At 47.9% G+C, this 24,705-nt stretch carries 17 protein-coding genes; 9 read left to right on the forward strand and 8 right to left on the reverse strand.

What is annotated here, in order from left to right; all coding sequences use genetic code 11:
* Positions 1 to 113 precede the first annotated feature (113 nt).
* Entirely contained in the window at positions 114 to 977 is an 864-nt protein-coding gene (locus NSU01_RS17460; protein ID WP_179093567.1) for an AraC family transcriptional regulator, read from the forward strand.
* Positions 978 to 1,461: 484 nt separating this feature from the next.
* On the forward strand, positions 1,462 to 5,454 hold the full coding sequence (locus NSU01_RS17465; RefSeq protein ID WP_083705624.1) for a collagen binding domain-containing protein: 3,993 nt from the start codon (positions 1,462 to 1,464) through the stop codon (positions 5,452 to 5,454).
* 104 nt (positions 5,455 to 5,558) lie between these two features.
* Here NSU01_RS17465 and NSU01_RS17470 read toward each other — a convergent pair whose 3' ends face one another.
* Genes NSU01_RS17470 through NSU01_RS17480 form a run of 3 tightly spaced genes read right to left on the reverse strand, consistent with a single transcriptional unit; the run spans position 5,559 to position 7,483 of the window.
* Positions 5,559 to 6,083: a hypothetical protein gene (locus NSU01_RS17470; protein WP_042137368.1), complete on the reverse strand. Its 525-nt coding sequence runs from the start codon at positions 6,081 to 6,083 to the stop codon at positions 5,559 to 5,561.
* A 16-nt stretch (positions 6,084 to 6,099) separates the two neighbouring features.
* The gene (locus tag NSU01_RS17475; RefSeq protein ID WP_042137370.1) at positions 6,100 to 6,861 is read right to left on the reverse strand and encodes a hypothetical protein; all 762 of its coding nucleotides are present in this window, start codon (positions 6,859 to 6,861) and stop codon (positions 6,100 to 6,102) included.
* A gap of 37 nt (positions 6,862 to 6,898) precedes the next feature.
* A complete protein-coding gene (locus NSU01_RS17480; protein ID WP_076245900.1) occupies positions 6,899 to 7,483 on the reverse strand; it encodes a papain-like cysteine protease family protein in 585 nt (194 codons plus the stop codon).
* Positions 7,484 to 7,761: 278 nt separating this feature from the next.
* Here NSU01_RS17480 and NSU01_RS17485 point away from each other — a divergent pair, with 278 nt between their 5' ends.
* Together NSU01_RS17485 and NSU01_RS17490 are read left to right on the forward strand one after the other, a co-directional pair.
* Positions 7,762 to 9,420, forward strand: coding sequence for a DUF6138 family protein (locus NSU01_RS17485; protein ID WP_076245903.1), 1,659 nt, complete (start codon positions 7,762 to 7,764; stop codon positions 9,418 to 9,420).
* Between the two features lie 175 nt (positions 9,421 to 9,595).
* Positions 9,596 to 10,525, forward strand: coding sequence for an NAD(P)/FAD-dependent oxidoreductase (locus NSU01_RS17490; protein ID WP_042137377.1), 930 nt, complete (start codon positions 9,596 to 9,598; stop codon positions 10,523 to 10,525).
* Here the strand turns inward: NSU01_RS17490 and NSU01_RS17495 are convergent.
* The gene (locus NSU01_RS17495; protein WP_076245905.1) at positions 10,509 to 11,288 is read right to left on the reverse strand and encodes an ankyrin repeat domain-containing protein; all 780 of its coding nucleotides are present in this window, start codon (positions 11,286 to 11,288) and stop codon (positions 10,509 to 10,511) included. The two genes, NSU01_RS17490 and NSU01_RS17495, sit on opposite strands and share 17 nt — an antisense overlap.
* Positions 11,289 to 11,447: 159 nt before the next feature.
* Here NSU01_RS17495 and NSU01_RS17500 point away from each other — a divergent pair, with 159 nt between their 5' ends.
* From NSU01_RS17500 to NSU01_RS17510, 3 genes are all read left to right on the forward strand, one after another.
* On the forward strand, positions 11,448 to 12,203 hold the full coding sequence (locus NSU01_RS17500) for a helix-turn-helix domain-containing protein (protein WP_076245907.1): 756 nt from the start codon (positions 11,448 to 11,450) through the stop codon (positions 12,201 to 12,203).
* 27 nt (positions 12,204 to 12,230) lie between these two features.
* The gene (gene map, locus NSU01_RS17505) at positions 12,231 to 12,977 is read left to right on the forward strand and encodes a type I methionyl aminopeptidase (RefSeq protein ID WP_076245909.1); all 747 of its coding nucleotides are present in this window, start codon (positions 12,231 to 12,233) and stop codon (positions 12,975 to 12,977) included.
* A gap of 101 nt (positions 12,978 to 13,078) precedes the next feature.
* A complete protein-coding gene (locus tag NSU01_RS17510; RefSeq protein ID WP_256703952.1) occupies positions 13,079 to 13,747 on the forward strand; it encodes a cyclase family protein in 669 nt (222 codons plus the stop codon).
* 374 nt (positions 13,748 to 14,121) lie between these two features.
* Here NSU01_RS17510 and NSU01_RS17515 read toward each other — a convergent pair whose 3' ends face one another.
* On the reverse strand, positions 14,122 to 15,408 hold the full coding sequence (locus NSU01_RS17515) for an MFS transporter (protein ID WP_042137385.1): 1,287 nt from the start codon (positions 15,406 to 15,408) through the stop codon (positions 14,122 to 14,124).
* A 31-nt stretch (positions 15,409 to 15,439) separates the two neighbouring features.
* Entirely contained in the window at positions 15,440 to 17,488 is a 2,049-nt protein-coding gene (locus NSU01_RS17520; protein WP_179093568.1) for a radical SAM protein, read from the reverse strand.
* A gap of 561 nt (positions 17,489 to 18,049) precedes the next feature.
* On the opposite strand from NSU01_RS17520, the gene NSU01_RS17525 reads away from it, so the two are divergent.
* Positions 18,050 to 19,138: an NAD(P)/FAD-dependent oxidoreductase gene (locus NSU01_RS17525; protein ID WP_076245915.1), complete on the forward strand. Its 1,089-nt coding sequence runs from the start codon at positions 18,050 to 18,052 to the stop codon at positions 19,136 to 19,138.
* Here NSU01_RS17525 and NSU01_RS17530 read toward each other — a convergent pair.
* Positions 19,122 to 20,033 carry a 2-dehydropantoate 2-reductase N-terminal domain-containing protein gene (locus NSU01_RS17530; RefSeq protein ID WP_076245917.1) on the reverse strand — a complete coding sequence of 304 codons (912 nt, stop codon included), beginning with the start codon at positions 20,031 to 20,033 and terminating at the stop codon, positions 19,122 to 19,124. The two genes, NSU01_RS17525 and NSU01_RS17530, sit on opposite strands and share 17 nt — an antisense overlap.
* A gap of 148 nt (positions 20,034 to 20,181) precedes the next feature.
* Between NSU01_RS17530 and NSU01_RS17535 the strand changes: the two genes are divergently transcribed.
* Positions 20,182 to 20,730, forward strand: coding sequence for a TetR/AcrR family transcriptional regulator (locus NSU01_RS17535; RefSeq protein ID WP_076246048.1), 549 nt, complete (start codon positions 20,182 to 20,184; stop codon positions 20,728 to 20,730).
* 185 nt (positions 20,731 to 20,915) lie between these two features.
* Here the strand turns inward: NSU01_RS17535 and NSU01_RS17540 are convergent, their stop codons facing one another.
* Entirely contained in the window at positions 20,916 to 24,641 is a 3,726-nt protein-coding gene (locus NSU01_RS17540) for a glycoside hydrolase family 9 protein (RefSeq protein WP_076245919.1), read from the reverse strand.
* Between the last annotated feature and the right edge of the window lie 64 nt (positions 24,642 to 24,705).

Consider the following 24,705-nt stretch of genomic DNA (forward strand, 5'->3'; position numbering starts at 1 on the left):
GATAATCGTTGGTTTAGAAGCTTTTTCCGCTGTTTTCTTCTATAATCACTATAGAATAGAACCGAAGGCACGACTATGGAGAAAGACAAGATGAATATGGAGGAATGTTGCATATGAATCCGGACCATTATAATTTCACTTTAGGGATTAATCTTACACCTGAGGAGCAGGATCTGTCTGTCCTGTTCAGCGGGGAGGCAAGGCCTTATCCCGGCCATAAAATCGGACCTTCCGTTCACGATTTTTATTTGATACATACTGTCTTGGAAGGGGAGGGCCTGTTTCAAAACGGGACGTTCTCTGCCGAGTGCAGGAGTGGGGACACCTTCGTTATTTTCCCCGGTGCGCTCTTCAGTTATCAGGCAGATCAGGATTTCCCGTGGCATTATGCGTGGGTAGCCTTGCAGGGGATTGGCGTTCAAGAACTTCTCTCCGCTGTCGGCATTACCAGAGCACAACCCTTCATGCATTCCGGTAATGTCACAGAGCTTCACAGCTTGTACGAACGTATCCGGCATGCCTTCCAGCAGTCTGCTTACCCGCGGCTGGAGAGTCTGGAGGCTTCAGGCTGGGCACGGCTGCTGCTTCATCAATTCGGGCTGGGTAATTTAAGCGCGCTGCCCCTGCACCCTGCCGAAATGCCCGAGATTATTGACCGGCAGATTGACCAGGCTATCCGCTGGATTTCGCTGCAGTTCCACCAGCAGATTAGTATTGATCACCTGGCATCCTCACTCGGCTACCACCGGGTGCATCTGTCCAAAGCCTTCAAGCAGCGAACCGGCTTCTCGCCCAAACAGTTTCTGCTCAAAAAGCGGATGGACAAGGCCAGACAACTACTCGGGTCTCCCCTGACCATTGAGCAGGTGGCTTCGTCCGTGGGCTTCAATGATGCGCTGTATTTCTCCAAGCAATTCCGCAAGCACACCGGCATGCCGCCGAGCGAGTACCGGGCGGGTCTGAGAAGTGGGGAATAGCTGGGGCAAGGTAGAGATTGGTGGTGTTTGAGTATGAAAAACAGAGATTGGTTATTCGCAGAAGAGAATCGAATTCATAATTTCCGGAGCTCCGGAGTTTTGCTTCATGAGGGTAAAATTCAAACGGATGAATCCAGATTGATATTCCAGTGGGTTGATATCAACGAATTACTGGACTATAAGGTTTACCCTGAGTTTCTTAAGAATAAAATCTCGAATTTAGCAGATGGGGTGGAGCACTTTGTAACCCGTGACTAAGTAAAAGGGATAAGCCGTATACAAGTACCAAATACCTGCCGAGCCTTATGCTTGGCGGGTTATTTTGTTTTTTCACACGCAAATCCGGAAGCTGTTCAGAAATTGTTCATATGTCAGGTTTACAGTTACTTAAACTGCTGTCGGCGCAGTTCTCCCACAAGTTGCGCAGGCAATGGCATGAAGCTTCAAACACAATCGATGACGAAAAAGGAGGAAGTATTCATCAATGAAAATGAAAAAGATTAGCATTTGGCTCGTACTTATTCTATTGGTTACCCAATGGACAACAAGCTTTGGCTCTTTCACTGAACGTGCTCATGCAGAACCCAGTAAAATTACGGAAAATTTGATCACCAGCGTTTCTCTGGCCGTGTATACGGATGAGCACTACTCAGAGACAGTCACCGGAAATGTATATCAGCTGGATTCCTATTCCGAACTGAATTACACGTGGTCATTAGCAGACGGGCACGGTTATGAAGCAGGCTCCACTTTTGAATTTAATATACCCGATCCGTTTGAGCTTTATAGTGATTTGGATGGGGATCTTCTATTTGGTGGAGATACAGTAGGCACCTATCATGTCGATAAAGGTAATAATCATGTTGTCTTTACGTTTAATGAATTTATTGAACAATATGATAAAGTGCAGGGGACCTTTACTGTCCGTTCACTGCTTAGTTCTAAAAAAATAAAAGGGTCGACCACACAGCTTGTGGAGTTCCCGATCAATGGCGGCACCCAGGTAATTGAACTTCATTTCAAGCCTAACGTCAGTTCAACTGTAGAGAAGAAAGGTACTCCATTGCCTCAATTCTACAATCCGACGCAAATCGGCTGGACCGTCGATGTCAACAAGGTCTTGGAAAGTGTGGGCAACGCTGCTGTTACCGATGCGATTCCGGACGGGTTGACGCTTGATACAAGCTCCATTGTTGTCCGTGAACTTGAAGTGAAGCTGGACGGTACAGTTATAGCAGGTGACATTGTTCCGGGTAGCAGTTATGATGCCTCCGGGTCCACACCGGCGAAGCTGGAATTAAAATTTAAACAGAGCCCGATCACCAAGGCGTATCGTGTAAAATTCACCACCGATATTACAGCCAGCGGTGAGGATGCGGTCAGCTATGAGAATACAGCTATTTTTACGGGAGACAACGGTTTATCTAAAGAATCGAAGACTACCGTAACCGTTGGCCGTGGGAAGCCGCTTACCAAAGTAACAAACGGCTACGATCCTGCAACCCAGACTCTTGGCTGGGCAATTGAATTCAATTACAATGAAAAGTTTATTTCGGCAAACGACGCGGTTCTGAAGGATACCATTGACCTCAAACAGGAACTCATTCCAGATTCGCTGAAGGTGTACCCGGTGACTATTGCGGCCGATGGTAAAGGGGTCAAAGATGCCCAGCCTCTTCCGGATAATAAATACACGGTTACAGATTCAGTGGTAGATGGTAAATATCATTTTGAACTCAAATTCAATGATGATATTGAATCTGCTTACCGCATCGAATACAAAACTAAAGCGCCGGAACGTGTTTTTGAAAATGGCAAGGTCACTAATACAGTGACTTACGGTGAACATTCGGACTCAGCTTCCCAGAATATCACCCAACAAATATTGGTCAAGGGTAACAGCGAAAAAGATTATCTGAACAAGACAGTACGTTGGACAATTACGATCAACAAAGATTCAAAGACGATGGAAAATCTGAAAGTAACGGATACCTTCGTTAACGCAGGGCTCAAGCTGGTACCGGGAAGCCTTACGATTAAACCGGTCGCTGGAGGTCCCGCAGTCGCCACTGAGGTTGTTTATACCGAACATGATCCTGTGGCGGTGAACGACGGGTTCACGATTACTTTTAAAGCTCCGATCTCTGAACCGTATACCATCACATACCTCACTAAGTTTAACTTTGATTGGTTGGCGGAGGATAAAAACCAGTTTGTCAATCAGGCATTGCTGGAATGGGTGGAGAATGGTCAGAGTCGGACCATCAAGACAACATCAACATTCGATCCAAGAGCAGAAGTTAAGAATAACGGTCTCAAGAACGGTTCGTACAATGCCTTCACCAAAGAGATTACCTGGAATGTCGGGGCCAACTATAATATGAAAACCCTGACTAATGCTAAACTGGTGGACACGATCAGCAGCGGTCAAGTTGTGGTTCCGGATTCCGTTAAGGTATTCAAATGGATCTACGGTACCAATGGAGACCCTTCGGTGGACGTAAACGTCGATGAAGATGATTACAAGGTAACTCTGAACGACGGGAAGCTTGAGGTAAGCTTTAACAAAACGATCAATTATGCATTTTACGTTACCTTTAAGACTACTTTCGCTGATAAGGTTATTGACGTAAAGACTGTCGATAATACAGCAGTACTATATGATGGTACGACCAAGGAATCCGCAGACCTGAATGCTTCGGTCAACATTCCTAATGGAGGCGAATATATCGCCAAGACAGGCGCACAAAACAACAATAAGATTGACTGGACGGTGTATATCAACCGTAATCAATCCGTTGTGAGGGATGCAGTAGTAACAGATATTCCTAGTGAGAATCAAATTCTGCTCACTAATACTTATCATCTCTACAAGACTAATGTTGCAGACAACGGGACGATAACACCCACTAGCGAGGAACTGACACGAGACACTGATTATACGCTGGACTTCTTGAAAGACAGTGAAGGCAAAGAAAGCTTCGAACTGAAGTTTACCAAAGAAATCTCGGAAGCTTTTATTCTTCAGTACCAATCTGTGATCACTGCACAAAATAATGAAACAGTCAGCAACGAGGTAGAGCTCACAGGTAAGAATGTGAAAGAGGTTACCAAAGAAACCAATTCTGAAGTTAAAGTTCAGCTCTCGAGCGGTTCAGGCACAGGCAGTGGTGTCAGAGGCACGCTCAGCATTGAAAAGATTGATGCCAGTGATCCTAGCAACACGCTCAAAGGAGCTGCCTTTGACTTATTCCGCGTCATCGGCAATGAGCAGATTTGGATTAATGAGGGAGTAACAGATGATACAGGTAAGCTTGAATTCACGAAACTACTTGGTGGCGATTATGCAGTAGTTGAAAAAATTGCACCTGCAGGTTATCTGTTAGATACGACACCTCATGCAGTTAAAATTAATTCAACTACAGCCATAGATCTGCAAATAAAAAACAAAACATCAGCGACGCCAACACCATCGCCGACAGCGACACCAACAGTAGCGCCAACACCATCACCAACAGCAACACCATCGCCAACAGCAACAGCAACACCAACAGCAACGCCAACACCATCACCGACGGCAACGCCGACTGTTGCGCCAACACCATCGCCAACAGTGGCACCGACACCATCGCCGACAGCAACACCAACAGTAGCGCCAACACCATCACCAACGACAACACCGACGGTTGCACCTACACCAGTGCCAACCGTAACACCAACAGTAGCGCCAACACCAGTACCAACAACAACACCGACGGTTGCGCCAACACCAGTACCAACGACAACACCGACTGTTGCACCTACACCAGTGCCAACCGCAACGCCGACTGTTGCACCAACAGCAACGCCAGCTCCAACAGAACCAACGGCGCCAACAGCAACACCATATGTGCCGTCAACGCCGTCATCAACGCCAACAACTCCTTCAATACCAGGAGTCATAGTCACTCCGGGTCCAACAGTTGTTCCAACGGTGACACCATCAGTTTCACCATCGGCTTCTCCAGAACCTACAAGTGAACCGACAAATGCACCGACAGCAACACCTGTAATTAGCAGTCCTCCAAGTCCACAGCCAACAGCTGTCAACACAATAGAGGACATTCCGGTCGAGGGTGAAATCCCGCTTGGGGGAATTCCTAGCCTTGGTGATGAGCCTGAACATGGAACCGTCGTGATTACACCAGACGGGAAATGGAAGTACACACCTGACCCTGGCTATACCGGAAAAGACAAGTTCACTATTATCGTTAGCGATAATGGAGAGGACCAGGAGATCGAGATCGAAGTAGTGGTAGATGAAGTGCCTAAAGGAACAATAGATGAACCTTCACAAAATGAACCAACGAATCAAGGCGGTCTGCCGGGTAAGCTGCCTCAGACCGGTGAAGAAAGTCCGATAGGCATGTACCTAGCCGGAATGGGTCTGATCATCCTTGGTTTCGTGCTCTCGAAGAGATTTAAGACACGCAAGTAGAAACGGCTTTGCAATCCTTTTTAAAGAACAGTTTTCAAAAAAAATAATGGTAAACAAAAGACCGCCGCTTCTAATTGAAGCGGCGGTCTTTCAGGTCTTTCAGGTCACTCCGTTCGCTTACCGTACGTTTTCTTCCAATAGTCCAGCCATTGCGGATAATCGGTTCCTTTTATCTCGTTCAATGTTTTTCCATCTATTGAATACTCTCCGCCCGCCATGATTAGATTTTTGATTTTACTTCTTGGACCGGAGGTTCCGCCTATAACATCACCGTCTACAAGCATGACAACCACAGAAATAAAGTAATCTTCCGGGCTAAACAACTTTTCCAGCGGATGATCCTTTACAAGAAAATCATAAGAGACGATTTCTTTCCCGAAATAGGCAGAAGGTTCTTTCTCCTGAACTGCCCAGAGCAGCATATAATCCAGGTTTTCAAGCATATTCTGCTCCAAGGTATATTTTGCGACCTCTCCTTCATCCGCAACAATTGTGTAACCAAGAGCTTGAAGATAATCGGCGGCGATTTGTTCGTCGGTCTTTCCCGCCGCGGAATCTTCATTGTTGCATCCTATCATTGTTATCAGCACAAGGCATAGAAGAGGGAATACCCATCCTTTTCGTCTCATTATATTCGGACCATTCTCATTCCAATGTGCCTGAGGCTCTTCTTCTTTGAGTCGGTATGGCTATTAGTGGAACAGCAAAGGCAAGAGATAATCCGAATAAAATAATTGGCAGAAGCAAAGAGGTCTGATTGTCAGAAGGAGAGACATTGGGGCCGCCACCGACTAAAATCACTCCGTCATTTGAATTTCGATTCAAATTATTAAGAGAATCCACAGACTCGCTGATAATATTCAGGATCTCTGCAGGACTTATACTCTCATCATTTGTTAAATTGATATATTCCTCATTAATCGTACTATTAGTATAGACATAATTTAGATTATAACGTTTATCATCAATAAGCTCGAATTTACCGTTTCCAGCATACTCAGCTTCGATCCGTTTAATTGCACTGTCAAAATCATCATGGTTACTGATGTTGAAAATTTTCCAGGCACCTGATTCAAAAGTGGCATCGACCACCGCAACCTGAGTTCCCTCTAAATAAAGCGGGAATTTATAACCAGTCAATTCATGTGAAAGTGAATCTCCGTGGACATTCACTTGATAATAGGCAACTCCTTCTCCCAAAGTTGCTTCATGAAAGCTTGCTTTGTCGCTGCCGTGAAAGCTAGTCTTCTGGGCTTCAAGAGTATCAGCATAATACTCTGTATATTCCCTAGCAATCGCCCCCTTGATATCTGCCCCAGCTGTCTCCAGACTTGAATCTGCATACACAACATTTCCCAATGTGAATAGAGCAAATAAAATAGTTAATATAATGGCGCGAATTTTCAAAAAAAACCCTCCTTAATTGATAGTGATTATTTTACAGTTAATTCACTTTTATATTGTTTACTGTATTGACCCAAGTATAGATAGAATTGCTCTTGAAAGTTGAGAAGCTTTGAATATTACTGGAAGCATCTGCTGGATCAATATAGTATAAGTTCTGAGTGCTGGTATCAGTGTTATAGTAGTAACCTTTAATCAAAAAGGCATGACCAAGCGTTGCTCCCGTTTTACTCATAAATGCGAGAACATTAGAGTTACCATTGATGTTACTCGTTATATTGTCGTAAGTTGGCACAGTTACAAGTGCAGTCGAACTTACACCATATGCTGCAAGACCTTTTTGGGCATCGTATACAGATCCGGCAGTGTCCATGTATAATCCTTTAGCGGCTGTTACTATGTTATACTGAGTCGCATTGGATTTCCCTAAGTATTGTCCTGCCATACTGGATACGGCCGCCCAGCATAAATAGCCTCCCTGTTGTTTCTGGGCACTTACGTCATGAATGCTAATGCCAGAAGCGGCGTATACACTTGCTGTAAAAAGTGAAGCAGAGATAATCGAACAAAAAAATATTGAAAGCGATCTCAATTTTATTTTTTTCACTTTTCTCAAACCCTTCATAAGAATTGAGCTCTCGGCCGAAAGGACTATAGATGATATTATCATAAAATACTTTATATGGAAGTGTGGTAATTAAAGGATTTACCTTGAAAATCACAGATATCATTTTAAGAAACATAATCATTTCCGGTATCAATTAACGATTGATCATCAGACAGATACCCCCAACCGATTTGAACGGTAAATCAAGATACGGTAATATTTAATGTACATAATTTTAGAGTGGGCATGAACAACTTCACTGCCGATATCGCTGTGTAAAGGAGCATGTAATAGACATGGATTATACGCTGGAAGCAATTCTTGAAGAAATGAAAATGGAAATAGACAAGTGGCTCATCTATATCAGTGATAAAGAAGCAGAGAAAATTGTAAAACGGACCACCCTGCAGGCAGGCATTCACGGGTATGCTCTCCTCGAATATGCGGATGGCAGAGTGGATGTGACAGATAATTTGCTTGATTTAAACGAACCGGGTAAAAGCAAGCAGACTACCCCTGAGCAGCTGACAGAGGTACAAGTGCGGGAGCAGATCATCCCTGAGCTTGCTTCGTATATGCAGAACAAATTAAATGCATTGCCGCCGGCAGTCCTGGATTACCGGTTCAGGTTTGACGGGAAATTCAAGGTGAATGAAGGTGTTGTCCATGTGCACATTCTTGAATATGTAGATGAGGCGAAGAAGCAACAACTGCTGGAACAGATCCGCCTCTATACCTTAAACAAGCTAGATGCCGGCAAATATCCGACCAAGCCGCTGGAAACTTTTTTCCTGGCCCGGCATCTCCTGGATGAAGGACTGTATCCCGTCTTGGATTCCGGCAGAATCACCGCTGTGTATGACAAGATACAAGAGCTGAACAAGGGGAACAAGCATCTGGCTGAGCATCGCAATACTATCACCGTAGCACTCAGGAACTGGGTAGAAGATCATTGGTTGCCGCGTTATTTCGAGAACACAGGAACCCAGTGGCAGATGGGATTTACGAAGAGGAACGATGCTGTGCTGGAAAATGTCGGGCAAGAAACGGTTGGGCTCGTGATCTATGCTGCAGTTTGCATCCTTAAATTTGAGCCTTCCTACAGCAGAAGTACGGGGCTTGCCTTCCTGCAATGCGCGCTCGAACTCGGCAGTGTCCAGGCTGCACGGCTAATTAATTATGGCAGCGGTGCCTTTGCTGAAGAGGTTACGAGATTACGCAATGATCAGGTGGAATGTAGCGCTAATGATGTATTTGCCGAGGTACGCATCCGTATTAATCAGGAGTCAGAGGAGAGTTATGCGTTTGCGCTCCGGCATCTGACGAATCTGCTGAAGTCGGGCTTTCCAAAAAGCTATCAGATCAAGCTAACCTCCTCAGTTAAGCACTGGCTGCCGCTCAAAGGACTCGCCAAAACGGGCACGCACCGTTTCTTTGCGAATGCGCTTGAATACCCGAAGATACACCCGTTGCTTGAAGAATATGCCATCGCAGCGATGGAAACCTTCGAATGGTATACGGATGCAGAAGCGGAGAAATGCTGCATGCCGGGCAGCTATGCGGTCTTTGGACTGGGTCTCACAGATCAGGCATATTTCCCGCTGGTCCTTCAATATATGGAGAAGGTAGATGTTGAACATCAGTCTGTCCAGAATAGATTCACAGCTGCGTTAATCGAACAATACGGCATTAACAAAGAGATGCTTCCCGTGCTGTTGACGTGTATGCTGTACTGTACAGATTCATTAAAGCTGAAGATGACGCGAGAGTTGGAGAATGTGGGACTGCTTAGACTGCTGCTCGATCAGGTACACGGCCTGCATTACTACCAGGTGGAACATCTTGTCTACCTGATCTGGGGCGGGAAGAACAAGCTGCAGAAGCTTGCTGACAAAGCTGAGGGAGAGCAGAAGCAATACCTTGCCGGACTGATCCAAGCGGCCAATCGGAGCTGATACCACCACTGAAAGATAATATTAATTTAAAAATAATCATTGCAAAATAGTAATAAACCATCTATTGTGGACAAAGAAGCTCTTTGATATCTGTTTTATCGGGTCAAACAAGAAGTCCCAGGCTTCTTGCGTTATAATTGTAGACATTTCGAATCTATGAAGGAGGCTATTCATTATGGAGAAACAATATGTTGATGTGGCAATTATCGGCGGCGGACCGGCGGGTCTGAATGCCGCTTTGGTATTGGCGAGGGCGAAGAAAAAGGTAGCGGTGATTGATGAGGGGCGTCCACGCAATGCTGTAACTGGCGCGGTTCACGGGTTTATTACCCGTGATGGGATCACTCCGAAGGAGTTCCGGCGAATCGCACAAGAAGAGATTCTGGCCTATCCCACGGCATCATTCGTAGCGGATACAGTGATATCGATCGCAGGCACCAACGGTCAGTTTGAATTGAGCACGATGGAAGGACAAATGATAACAAGTAAAAAAATATTATTCGCTATCGGCATGAAGGATCAGCCCTTTTCTATTCCGGGCCTTAAGGAGGTATACGGAAAAAGTGCTTTCGTCTGCCCGTATTGTGACGGGTGGGAATTAAGGGATCAGCCGCTTGTCGTCATATCGAAGGGGACAGTCCTAATGCATTTCGCTCCGGTTGTTTCCGGATGGACAAGCCGGCTTACGGTTTGTACGAATGGTCCGGATGAACTGACCGAGGCTCAGCGCCAGGAGTTCCAGCACAATGATATTCCCTTGTTCGATTCACCGATCCGGCATATCGACTCGAAGGATGGTATCGTTCAACAAGTTGTATTGGAAGACGGGACGGTGATTCCAGCCAGGGGAATCTTTTTCAAACCTGAGCTGGCGATGGGCTCTGACCTTCCACGCACCATCGGATGCGAATTCACAGAAACAGGAGTACTCGCCGTTAATGAATCCGGACAAACAAATATCCCGGGCATTTATAGCGCCGGGGATGCAGCATCTATGATGCATCAGGCAATTGCTTCGGCTTCGGCCGGCTCATTTGTGGCTGCAGTCATGAATAATGAGCTGAATACAGAAGCTTGGCGGAGAAATATCAAAGAAGTCCGGTAGCGGATTTAGCACCCAGTCCGAGCAACCACTGTACCAGATCAGGGGAGGCACTGCGCTGAGCAGCATCCAAGGGAGTGAGGCCGTCCCACACAGAAGGCCAGTTTATATCCGCCTTGTGGCCGAGCAGGTATTCGGCTGCGTGTCGTTGTCCGCCGTGGCAAGCGCACCAGAAAGCGACGTTCACCTCGTCCGGAGGCGATGAGTGTCCAGCTCCCCAAGGGTATTGCTGTGAGAGCGGGTCTCCGGCAAAATGAGCTTTCATAGCATCTACCAGACCCAACGCGGCTGCATGCCAGAGAGAAGCTTTGGCTCCACGCTCAATTAATCTATGTGCTGCCCGCCATTGCGCGAATGCCACTGCGTCGTCGAGCGGCGTTCCGCCGGCTATGACGGCACCGGAAGCCTCGATGTCAGCACCGGCATCGAGAAGGAGGTCAAGCACTTCGACATCATTGCAGCTTGCAGCCCAATGAAGCGGGGTCTCGCTGTGCGGTCCAGTAAACCGGGCATTCACCTCAGCACCGGCATCAATCAACAGTGCAATTGTCACTGTATTGTTAGGGAAATGTCCGGGCCAATCAGTTGCAATATGCAGCATAGAACGCAATTCTCCGTTCCTTACAATTCTTGAGGCGGCCAACCCGGGATTCTCTTCAAGCAGCAGCTTCAGCAACGGGATATCGCCGGAATGAATCGCAGTAATTACCGAAATACCCAGCGAATGGTCCTCTGGAATGTAAGCTATGTTCTTCTCATCACTCATGATTAGAATGCCTCCCGTTCATAGGTATATCGCGACGGACTCCTTCACTAATCATACTTCATATGTATAGCCAACTTCAAAAAGATACTTGTTATTCCCGTGCCGATGTTTTATATTGACATAACAGCAGGTCAAAAATAAAAGAGGTGGATGGACGAGATGACTCCACGCACGAAGGAACAAAATGAGGATATCCGGCTGCGCCGGCTGGCGCAGATCCGCAAAGCCGCAGCCGATGTGTTTTTGGATAAAGGACCATTACTGGAGATCCGCGATGTGGCCGCGCAGGCGGGACTCGGGTATGGTACGGTATATCACTATTACAGCAATAAAGGCGATTTGCTCAACGATCTGCTATGGGACGCACTGGACCGGGCCGGGGGATGGATGGGTGCCCAGCGGGAGGCACCGGGCATAATCCCATTGGAGGTCCTACGCGATTCGACTTCAATGCAGTCAACGGCGGGCAGACATATGGGGTTGGCTGCTGTGGCAGACACCGTGGGCACGGGAGCCCCGGATTATCTAAGCGGCAGCGGTGAAACGGCCGGTGCCGTAGAGTTTGACCCCGCCACCGCCAGCATCCGGCTGCTGCAGCTTTGGGCGGAGGACCACTCCGTATACCTGCTTTATAAGCTGGCGGGTGAGGGTTTTGCCTCGCTGCCTGAAGGGCGTTCTTCCCCGCTCTCGAACGCTTTCCGCCAGGAGGTGCTCACGCCATTTGCCTCGCTGCTGGAAACCGGGAGTGCGGCGGAGGGGGCTGCCGCTTCCGGCGGAAACGCAGCGGAATCACCGGATAAGCTGCAGCGAGCGGAAATGCTGCTGGCCGCGATGACCGGGTGCGCCTCACTTTCGCTTCGCCGCGGGAAGCTGCACGAGGAGGCCGGGGATATCGCCCGGCTTCTGAAATTCTAGCAAGCATAAGGAGCGAATAAACCAAAGATGATTATTCTAAAATCCCCCCGAGAAATCGAAGAAATGAAACAGGCGGGTCAAATCGTGGCGGATTGCTACCGCGCGGTGGCCAGCCTGATCGAACCTGGGATCACCACCCAAGAAATCAATGACTTTGTAGCCAGGCACATTACCAAGCTGGGCGGCAAGCAGTTCACGAAAGGTTATAACGGGTTCCCCGCAGAAACCTGTATTTCGATTAACGATGTAGTGGCACACGGCATTCCTTCGAATCGGGCGGTCATGGACGGAGACTTGCTGAAGCTCGACATCGTCGCGGAATACGGCGGATGGTTCGGCGATTCGTGCGTGAGCTATGCGGTGGGCAACATCCGGCCGGAGGCGCAGCAATTAATGAAGGTGACGAAGGAATGTCTGGACCTGGGGATCGCCCGGGCGGTTCCCGGAGGCCGGCTCGGCGATATCACATCGGCGATTCAACAACACGCGGAAGCGAACGGTTATTCCGTTGTGCGTGATCTGCTGGCGCACGGGATCGGGCGGAGCCTGCACGAAGAGCCGAGCTATGAGCATATCGGCATCGCCGGCAAAGGCATCCGGTTAAAGGAAGGCATGGTATTTACCATTGAACCCATGATCAACGAAGGTACGTACCGCATCACGATTGACGATGATGAGTGGACGGCAAGAACAGCAGACGGCAAGCTGTCGGCGCAATATGAGCATACGATCGCAATCACGGCGGACGGACCGCTGATTCTGACTGCCCAGTAAGTGTTATTAGAACTTAATAACCGATTAACGTTAATCAGGGTGAACTTGTACTATGCCCAAAGAAACTACAGGAGAGTGTTATTATTTCAAAATACGTCGAAATCGGTTACCCGATTTATGCTGGAATGCCGGTTTTTCCAGGGCTGCCAGAAGTGAAATTAGATCCTCGTGAGCGCTTGAGTAAAGGAGACGAATGGAACGGAAGTGTATTAACCATTTATCTTCATGCGGGTACCCATGTTGATGCACCGTGGCATCATTTGAATAACGGTAAGGGCATAGATGCTGTTCCAATTGAAGACTTCATCTACAGAAGCCCGCTATTAATTGACTGCCCGCTGGGCGCTGACGGTTTCATTACAACCGCTATGCTTGAGGCGTACGAAGAGCTTCATGAAGCAGATATTCTAATCTTCAATACGGGCTATTGGAAATACAGGGATACGGATTTCGAGCAATACGCGAATCATTTTCCGGCCGTCTCTCCCGAAGCTGCTGAATACATCCGGACGAAGCTGCCAAACTGCAAAGCCGTAGCTATTGATACCTTAAGCATTGAAAATATGGCGGAAGCCAAAAGAACCGGATTTTTTGTCCACCATGCCTTTTTAGACCATGAGAAGTATAAAGAGCCGACGATGCTAATTTATGAAGATATTAATCCAGCGCCGTTAATTGATAAAAAACTCATTTCCGCCTTCGCGGCACCCCTTCGTATTAAAGACCATGACGCTTCGATTATTAATATCATTGTTGAAGTAGAAGCTTAAGATCGATTATGAAAAACTGGTGAAGCTTACTGCTAAAATAAAGACTGTATACTCGTAAATGAGTTGCAGTCTTTATTTTGTTTACCGAGGAACTTGGGATTCTCAAAACCGTTAAGTCTGAATATTAGTATATCAATCACTCAGCTTGTATTTATAGAGAGTTGACCAGACCAGACCCTAGCAACAGTAATTGTGGCAAATGGTTGAGTGATGAATGGCAGTAACGCAATGCAGACTGGTTTCAGCTGAACTGGTATTCAACGAAATATTTGAATGAAATAAAAAACCTGGCCCGGCAGGTTCTACCGGTCCTACCGGCATGACTGGAGTTACCAGCGTACCGGGTCACGAAGAGATGCAAATATGTAGATTACTTATACCGACTGACTGGTCTGAGGTGATGGGGACGACTGTGGAGCCTGGATGTCGAGGCTGCGCAGATGATGATTGGTCAGCCCGATGATCAGACAAACGGCGAACAAGGCAGCGGCAAGACCGAAGCATACTTCCACGCCGATTCTGTCAGCCAGAATACCTACTCCGCCATAGGTTAACGGGATGGAGATGTTAAAGGCCATGGAGCTGATGCTGTTGACACGCCCCCGAAGCGGAGACGGAACCAGCAGCTGGAACAAGGTGCTCATCGGGATCACCGTGACTGTTACGCCAAAGCCCAGGATCAAGTTGCCGAAGCAAGCCGGCCAGAGAGCGGAAGATAAGGCGATCACACACATGCCAAGGCCTTGAACCCCAAGGCCGCAGGAGAACCAGACACCAATTCTCCGGGGAGACCTGCTGCCGACGAACAGTCCGCCCAGAAGCAGCCCCACAGCTATAGCTGCATTGAAAATACCAAGCTCGCCGGAACCGCCTTCCAGCAGCTCACCGATCAGCATGGGGGGAAGCACATTGCTTGGCCCTAAGGCAATATTGCTGAGTGTACCGAGAAGGATAAGCACGAGCATGGCCGTTTGTCCCCGCAGCCATTGCCAGCCCTCGCCGATTTCCGCGAAGATGGACAAGCCGGTGGCGGCACGGGAATTCATCCCGGCCTTGCCGCGTTGCTTAATTTGCTGGATCAGAGCAAGCGAGATGATAAAGGTTACCGCATCCACAATCACAGCCCCTGAATTTCCGATAGAGGCCACCAATATTCCACCCGCAACTGTTCCGAGAATACGGGTGATTTGCAGGGAAACGGACAGCAGTGAATTGGCTGAGATGAGATAGGTTTTATCCGCGATGAGCTCAGGCAGGAAGGAGCTCTGCGAGGTAGCAAACAGATTGCCCATAATCGATAAGCCAACTGTGATCAGATAGATATGCAGCAGCTGAAGCTGCCCGGTGAGCATAAGTACAGCAAGGGTTACGGTGAGCAGAGCCTGAGCGGCATCGGCGATCTGCATCAGAATCTTTTTGTTCAAGCGGTCTACCCAGGCGCCAATGAATAAACCTAGTATCATTTCCGGCAGGAACTTGGCAACAATGACCAGCCCCACCTGGAGCGAGGAGCCGGTCATCGAGTACACGAGCCAGCTGATAGCCAGATTGTATAAGGAATCCCCGAAGACGGAGCTGGCACGGGCCAGCCATAGATAGCGGAAATCGGCATTATGTTTTAACAGGAGTCTGTAATTAGGTTTGCTGATTGCGGGGTTCAAGGAATAGCACACCTCCTTCATAAAGCGATCTTCAGGCTTCTGCTGCCGGTAACCGTTTCAGCCGCAGAAACCGGTTCGAGATACAGTGTTGCCATAACTCAGTATGGAACTCATGCTGCGCCGATTGCTGCAGCAGCTCCGTCAAACTTAAGCCAGGTACGAAATTCCGCAAAAACTCGATCATGGGTACAGGAAACGGAAAAAGAGTGCCATCCCGCCGGACGAACAGCTGCTGTTCTTTGGGCTGAGGGTAACTGGAGCAATCCGGTTTCCATTGCCCAAGAAGTTCAGTTATATTTTGCGCGGTGACTGCCTTACCTTCGCATTCGGATCTGTCAAGGATGTTATCCAGGTTCTTTTTGTTAAAAAGCTTGTGGACCGGAAGGTAATAATGTCCCTCTAGAAGGTGTCCGTTTAATTCCAAAATTGAGTTCTCGTTAGCTGCCGTCTGAGTTGTCCCCCTGATGACCTGGAGGACCTTGTTCCCAAACCGGTCGTGATAGAACATCGAATGCGCAGTATCCACTCCCCCCACCCAGGGACGGTCAAAAAGGTTGCTTCTGAGGGATGCTTTGGCCTCTGTCAGCTCCTTCGGTCCCCAACGGGAAGTGTTGGCAAGCAAGTGCGTTTGCTCACTGTAAAACAGCCTCCAGGCGACATCTTCGCCCTCAAAAGGCCGGAGATCCTGAATGCCGAAGCGCTCCGGTTCTTTGGCAATAATGGCACCTTTGGTTAACACGAACTGGCCAAGCCCGCCAAAAGTCCAGTGCCTGCTGTTATGCTGCAAAAAATCAACTGAACTCAGGGCATCGTCAACCGTTTCCGTAGGAAATCCGGTAAATCCCATAATTTGTACGCCGATGCCGGCTTCGCTGAACATTTGGATTGTTTCCTGCAGCCGGTCCACCTTGGTTCCTTTATTAATCAGATTCAATATCCGCTGGTTGCCGGATTCAAATCCGACCGAGATGGCGGTACATCCGCTTTGCTGAAGCAACGCGCAGCGTTCCGGTGTCCAGTATTCCTCTAACCGGATCTCCGCTCCCCAGCGGATGTCGAGTCCTTCTTCCAGAATCGCTGCTGCCAGCTTAAGCAGCAGGGCCGGAGATAACACGTCCACTGAGAAGTAGATATATTTGTAGGTGACGGCGAGCGTCCTCAAATCTTCCATAATCTTATCCAGCGGGAATTGCCGCCAGGGACTGGTAGGCGAATCGGTATTGAGGCCGTAATCACAAAAGGTGCACCGGTTCCAATAACATCCCCGTGAAGGAGAATAGTAAATGAACGGAAAGGGGGATAAGTATTTCTCCCAGGGCAGCTTGCTGTACTCCGGCACCGGAAAGGAGCAGATATCTTCGTATTTGATTTCCAGAGCGGAGGCACCATGCACCGCCTGGTACCGGGGATGCAGTGCAATATTCGGTGACGCAGGCAGCGGCTTATGGTGCTTCAATGCCTGGAGGATAGAGACCAGTGCACTTTCACCTTCGCCGATAATGCAGGCATCTGCAGAGTCAAATACAGCATAGAAATCGCTTTTGTTCAAAATATATTTCCAGTAATCTGAGACGGCAGTCCCGCCAAATATAATCCGGGTTTCCGGGCAGCTCTCCCGGATGTGCTGCGCCATGCTGAGCGCAAAAGGAAGCTGGGCGACATAGGTGATGCTGATCCCGACGAGGGAATAACCGCCAGTGATGATGCCGGGAATCAATTCGTTCCTGAAATAGTCGGTGAAAGGTCCGGAGATCACTCCGGTAATTCGGGTATCGCGCATATCCAGGGAGTTAAATACATTGAAGAATCCGCTGGTGGCTAAGCTGAACCCTCTGAACTGCCCCGGGAAGCCCTTTAGAGATAAGGCATCCATCCAGAGCATTACAGTCTCAACGGCGCTGGTATACAGCCTGTAGTCAAAAAATTCTGTTTCATCACGGAAAGTATGCAGCGCGGCTGGCAGCGCCCCGGCAAAATTCATGCCTTGTACTTTGAGCGCGTAATAAAGCTCCATCTGTTCAATGGGCGTAGGTTGTTCCAGTGCCTGAAGCTGCGCGGTCCGTTCATTTATATATTGCATTGTTCTTCCGATTTGCCCAGGCGTTACGGTATACAGCCAAGAGTCTATATTACTATCAATAATATCAATATCTTCAAAGCCGAATTGCCGCGCATAGCCCGCCAAGCAACATAGGCTGTGATAACCTGAAGTAGGATCGCTGACCGGAGGGTATATTAGCGCAGTTTTTACCATTCCAAAACCTCCATCATGAAGAGAATTCCTCCTCATTGGAAGATTCAATGAGGAGGATGGGCTGCGGAGAGTTACTTAGTGAATGTTATTGACGTTGTTCTGGCGTGTAACATCGTTATCAGATGCTTCGGTAACTTCCAAAATCGCTGCAAGCAGCTCTTTTTCTTCCTTTTTCATGTAAATTCACCTCCTTTAGCTAATTAAAGAGATTATATGCTATAAAATACCATTAGACCTATGAGTTAGCAGATTGACGATGAAATTAATTACAGATAAACTATTAAATTGGGTATTTCTGTGTAAAATCGCTCAAACCTAAATGAATACTCACTCTGCTGTTACGGGAAGAATGTATGCAAGAGAATGTCTGGAAGGAGTGAGCGCTAGATGAAAGTTGCAATCATGGGGGCAGGAATATCGGGGCTTGCCTGTGCCATTACACTTGAGAAGCATGGAATAGAACCCGTAATTTTTGAGAGCCGCAGTATGATTGGAGACCGGTTTGTGAATGCCGAAGTGCTGCTCTCCATGTTCACCCGTCCCGTTAACGACAGTATCGCTTACTTATCGGAGCAATACGGTATATATCTTCATCCGGCTGCCGGCATTTCAAAGTTTACATTTTATTCAAAGCATGAGCAGGCTATTCTGGAAGGGCAGCTAGGCTTCACGAACATTCGTGGAAGACATAAGAATTCTTATGAAGCACAGCTGGGGAGGCAGGTTAAGTCAAAAATCCATTATAGATCTGACAAAACATATGAGGAACTGCTGGCAGACTATACGCATGTGGTGCTTGCAACGGGGGACAGCGATTACGCGAAGAAAACCCGCAATTTCAGGGAAGATCTGACGGTTTCGGTCAAAGGAGCAACGGTTGAGGGCCAATTCGATCCGTATGAGGTTAAGGCTTGGCTGGATTACGACCTCGCACCTTTCGGATACGGATACCTGATTCCCTTCTCGGAGAAAGAGGCTAACCTTGTCATTGCCATTCCTGATCTCCCTGAGATGAATACCGGTATAGAAACTCTATGGGAGCGTTATTATCTCAAGGTACAAGCGGAACTCCAGCAAGCGCTGCCCATCACAGACCAATTCCAAATCACCGGTTACCCCCTAGGGGTATGTCACTCCGGCAGGATCGGCAATACATTTTATGTCGGTAATTGCTTTGGGGCAATGATGCCGTTCATGGGGTTCGGACAGCATGCCTCCTGGATGACAGGGATTTATGCCGCCCGGGATTTATGCGGTTTGGGTGATTATGAGGAGCTTACCAAGCCGATCAGAGAGAGTTATGAGAACTCGATTGTTCTGCGCAGGACGATGGAGCATCTCTCGGATGAGACCCTGGATCTAATTATCCGTAATCTCGACAGCTACTTGGGCAAAAAATTGCTAACAAGCCCAAACCTTAATCCTTTAAAAATAGCAAGTTATCTGCTTCGTCCCTATATTAAGCTGAAGAGCTAACTTTTTGGCTTAAGAGCTTCAATAAATCGTTCCTCAGCTGCACAATTTCCCTGTTTGCACTATCCGCGTAATCCGGCAGCAGCATATCCCGTACCATATTAGTCCGCAGCCATAGCATAAAGAAAAAATCCAAAATCAGGTTTGGGCATAAAAGCATAAATTTAAATACAGATGGATGAATAGCAACACCAGCTTGTTGGATGGCCCTTAAATACGTTTTTAAGGTGACTGTTATTTGGTGTGCCGTTTGTCTGGTTCTGACTGTTTTTTCGTCAATAATCTTATGGTCAGAGTGTAAACTACTAAGCAATGCAATGTCCGATACGGAATGTGTTATGAGATAAGCTCTCATATCCTTATTCATTTTGTAAGGAAGCTTTGCTGTTTTAAATAATTGTGCGAGGTTTTCTACACGTTCTGTCACTGAACCGTTGATTTCTCCAAATGTAGTAGCGAATAGCATCTTTGGCGGAAACCGGGCATACAAAATCCCCTCTTTAATCTGTCCGCCAGCCCCGGGAAAAGCCGGTAAAAGTCTGTCTCCCACAATATCCAGCCACGAAGCAAATCCAATTGAATTATTAGTCATGGTAACAATATTTTTGCTTTGATTTTCTTTGAGTGCTAACAACGCGGATTCGGCTTGATCGTAACGAACGGTTACCAAAATAAAATCATATACATCATCATTTTCAAGCTTATCGATGACTTTTACCTGTACCGCTTTAACGGCACCTTTCTCATTATATTGCAGGCCTTTCTCTTTCAAGGCTGTAAACCGGTTAGAACGTGCAAACAGAGTAACATCCACCCCCGCTTCCAAGAATTTGATTGCATACGCGCTCCCTATAACACCTGCACCAAAAATCAAAATTCTTTTTTGTTTTACTGGCATAATAATCCCCCCTATTTTTCTAACATTCCGGTATTGACTATCCAACAACGTGTTGTATGATGTGATCATAAATCTTTAGTCTTCCCTCATCAACCATCAGTTTTTCAGGATGTGTCGGATGATAATCTTGTCTGCGAAGGAGTATGGAATGAAAAAACAGCCCGAAATCACGGAAAAAACAAGACAAAATTTCATAGATGTTTTTTGTGAGCTGTATAGCCAAAAGCCGATTGAAAAAATCTCGGTGCAAGAGATTGCGAAGAAGTCGGGATATAACCGCAGCACCTTTTATCAATACTTCACTGATATTTACGAATTGTTGGACTCTGTTGAGAATGATTTGTTGAATTACATCAAAGAAGAGTTGGCGAATAAAAAGCTGGCTGCCTATACTGTTCAGGATGCGCTTCATTGTCTGGAAAACCAGGAATATCTCTCGGTCCTCAAGGCCCTCCTGGGTGATTATGGCAGTATCCATTTTATTGAACGCTTGAAAAGAGAAATGATCCTGGATAGATTGGATTTAAACGTTCCGCACAACGATTCCTTAAAGCCATACCTGATTGAGTTTCAGATCTCAACCTCACTTTCTCTGCTTCGTCTATGGCTTCAGCGGGAAAAGGATTTACCGCCGGAAGAATTCCACAGGTTAGTGGACAACCTATATACTGCGGGGGTAACGGCCTATTCGAATTAATGACTGTGCTCAGGCCAATTGGACAGCAAGCAGAGTGGCTCCAGGCACTATTGAATGTAAAAATAAACCTCTCCTTTGAAATGGTTGTGTGGAAACTCCATTTGACTAAAAGAGAGGTTTCTTAATTTGTTTTTTTAAGATTGTTGATACACACACGATGATCCTACTCCAAAAAAAGGGGCTTATTAGCTACCCCAACCAACTATAGGGCCGCTCAGAACCTCTGTACTTATGGCATCCGTAAACGTATCGGTGGTGTGGAAGTAGTAGGAATGCTGGCCGGGAGGAAGCTTGGTCGTGTATTGATAGACTCTGCCGTCAACATAGTTAGTGTCACCTGGATTAGCAGGCTGCATGGTCCGGACAACGCCGTCCACGACCAGCTCCATGGCAAATGGGGCCTGATTGTCCGCATCGGTATAAGTGACTGTGAAAGTAAACTCGGTTTGCGGCGTGCCTTCTGTATGATTTACGCCTCCTGAAGTTAACGTTGGCGCACTTCCGCTGACCTGATTGGTCGCCTTAATTTCATCAATCAGCATTTCTCCGGCAGTGACTGTATTTTGTTTCAGCCAAATGGACATCTTCAGCGCCTTTTTATCAATGGCCGGACTAAGTGCATTCAGATCAAATTGCAGAACGCTCCAGTCCGCTGGAACCTCTACCCAGCCTCCGGTCAGATTGTACGTTCTTTTGCCGTCATTAATTTCAATCCGGGTTCTGAGGTCAGGCGAGGCCGGATTCTTAAGCGTAATATTCAAATACCGGTAGCCGCTCAGATCGACCACATCGTTCCACGGCTGGAATTTAGCCGCTGAAGTCACACTTGCCGGAGTCTGGGCGAATTTGCCGGCTGAACGTCCGTCTACTGTAAGCTTGGTGAACGTTCCCGTGCCGCCATTCTGATTATACCAGTTGACCCAGGTCGTGTTGGCCGCAGAACCACCCCAGAATCCGCCTCCTCCAAAATCATCATATAACAGCGGAGTGGAGGGGTCCGGCAACGCGGGAGCAACGGTGTAATGAGTCGAGCTGTAGGTGTATCCGCCGGAAGAGTCCTTCGCTCGAACATCTACTCTCCGGTTGGTATAGGGCAAGGATTGGCTCTCATCGATAACCGCAGCGTACACCGCTCCGCTTACAGTTGAATATACATTACCGGATACCGTCATCGGCTGATAAGGCAATCCGGCTGCCGCATACTCTACCTGGCTCAGATCATCCCCAGCCTCAGCAAAAACAGTTACATCTCCGCGGACCCATTCTCCAATCACCGGAGAGAGTAGCGGCAAGGCGGGCGGCTTCGCTGTGTTGTCTGCCCCTGTTCCCGGAGTTGCACTAAGTCCCATAACTGTGTACAGGAGTCCTGCCTGAATACTGATACTGAACTCGTTATACCGCCACTGATTCGTATCATCCAGATAGAGGGAACGGTCCTCGTACCAGGGACTTATACTGTTCCGATTCTTAGGATCTTTCATATTCGGTCCGCTGACCATGGCGCCGGGGAAGATAATCCCGGTATCACCCGCAGTATTGGAATCCTCATTGTAGCGGGTATGCGGGAACATTACATGATGGGTGCCAATGCCGGAGACCCAGCTGATATTCCACGGATTTTCTCCGAACAGCCAATACATACCTTGTACCACCGCCTCCAGTGCTGCCGGGTCACCGAATAATTCATAGTACCGCAGCAGGTCCCCTAAATAAGAAGCATGAGGTTCGTTTACGCCGAAGTTTTTGAACTGGTTCAGTACACCATACGGGGTATCATCTGAAGTGGAGAGGAAGAAATCCGCTTGCCCTTTTAACAAACTGTGAATATGAGACTGTGTTGAGGCATCGGCCACCGGGTAGAACTCGGCCATGGACATTGGACTCATATCCCAATAGTTCGTGGATGAAATGTCACCCAGCGTTAAGGCGTTGATTGTAGTTGAAGCTGCATTCCTATACTGGTTATCGCCGGTCAGCAAGTACAGCTCCACATCAGCGAGCAGCTTGGAATTGGGGATGCCTCCTCTGGTGGAGTAGGAGCCTATTGGACCGTCAGGATGGGCAACCACATAATCATAAAAGATTACAGCTGCGCTCTCGCATTGGTCGGCAAAATCCGTGAGTTCTGCAATCCGGGCTGACGAGATGTCGCCTTCGTTAACCGCTGTGCGGATCGCGCGCGCTGTGGCTGCCAGTGTACCCGCTGACTTGGCTGAGCCGCCGACGCTTAAATCGGTCAGCTTCCGGTCATCCGCTGTGCCGGAGATGTTGTCGGTAGATTTCTCCGGGTGTACAAAAGAAGCATTGTTCCTGAGATTATACATTTCCCCGCCAAGCTGATCCGCGAACTTGATGAGATATTCGCTGCCGAAGACAGCTTCATCTACCAGGTCCGGGATGCCATTGCTGTCGTTATCGTACTTCACGCTGTCTTTGTCCGCATAACGCGTATAAGCAAGTGCAATCTCTGCGCCGACCCATTGGTTACCGCCATATTTGCCGTAATCCCCAGCATCGTACCAGCTGCCTGTCAGATCATAATGGGTCAGGCCGTCCGCAGACTGGGCATCATCCAGGTGTCCCGCGGCATGGTAGAGCTTAGCGGAAGGAGCTACACTGCTGTAACCCTCAGGATAAGCATCACTGGTGGCTACTGAGGCACGCAGAAGACGGTAGAAGGCTGTCATTTCATCCTTGTATTGATTCCACAGTTTAGGCGTGATTTCAAAAGGATAGGAATACTGCTGATTACTTCGCACCCTGTAGTTGTTCCCGGCATCCGTGACGGAGGAGAAACCGATAGAATAGACATGCTTATTCCAATAGAAGCCCTCGTAAGTCATGGTGCCTGATGACACGACATTAGATCCATCCAAGATTTCATAAGTAGCGTCTGTGACGGTTGTGGTTGAGATGAAATTGGCGTTCTTGATATCGTCCGCACTGTAGCCGGCTTGGCTCACTACAATATCAATCACAGAAGAGGAATTGGTTACGCTCAAATTGTGAATTCCGGTCGTGACTTCATTGGAAGTCGTATCTGTGGTGCGGAAATAATAGGAGTGGGCTCCCGCCGTAAGCTTGGTCATGAACCTGTAATCTTTTCCATCCGTGTAGGTAACATCGGCTTGATCGGTTTCGCGCATAGTATAGGCCGTGTCATCAATGATCACCTGGACGGCATATGGCGCCTCGTTATCCGGGTCGGTATAAGTGGCATCGAAGGTGAAATTAGTGTTCTGGTTATAGCTGCCATCTGTATCCGCACTCATCACAGCCGGGCTTAACTGAGGCGCGGTACCACCGGAGGCCGTGGTAAACACGATATCATCGATCAGCATTTCCCCGTAAGTCCCGCCGGCTTGTCTAAGCCACACCTCCAGTTTGACTTTCTCCTTCTGAATCTTGGGCGACAGGGCATCCAGATCAAACTGCAGGCTGGTCCAGGTATTCGTTGCAGGTACGTAACCACCGGTAAGATTGTAATTGGTGATGCCATCGCTTATGACAACACGAATGAGTGACTGGGCATAACCTGCATTTTGCAGAGACAGATTCATGTAACGGTAGCCCGAGAGGTCAAAGGTCTCGTTCATCGGCTGAAACTTGGCCCAGGAGGTGGAGGAGCTTGGGGTTTGTGTGAACTTTCCAATCGTACGGGTGCCTTGGACCGTCTTGGTGAAAGTGCCGCTACCCCCGTTCTGATTGTACCAGTTCGTCCAATTTTGTTTGAACAGCCCGCCGCCGGCAAAATCATCATACAGAAGAGGGTGGCCGGGTCCCGGCAAGGGGTTAACCGCTGCTGCGGCAGGCCGGGGAGACAGAGCGACAGTACTTATGATCAACAACAGACTGAGGCATACCGGTAATAACTTTTTGAGTCTCCCGGGGAATAGGCTTGATCTGAACATCTGTTTAACCTCCTCATAGTCGGATAGTGTGAACCCTAATCTCCTTTCCTTATTTATGTAAACG

The organism is Paenibacillus sp. FSL H8-0259, from assembly GCF_037963255.1.
GTDB classification, from domain to species: Bacteria; Bacillota; Bacilli; order Paenibacillales; family Paenibacillaceae; genus Paenibacillus_AQ; species Paenibacillus_AQ phytohabitans.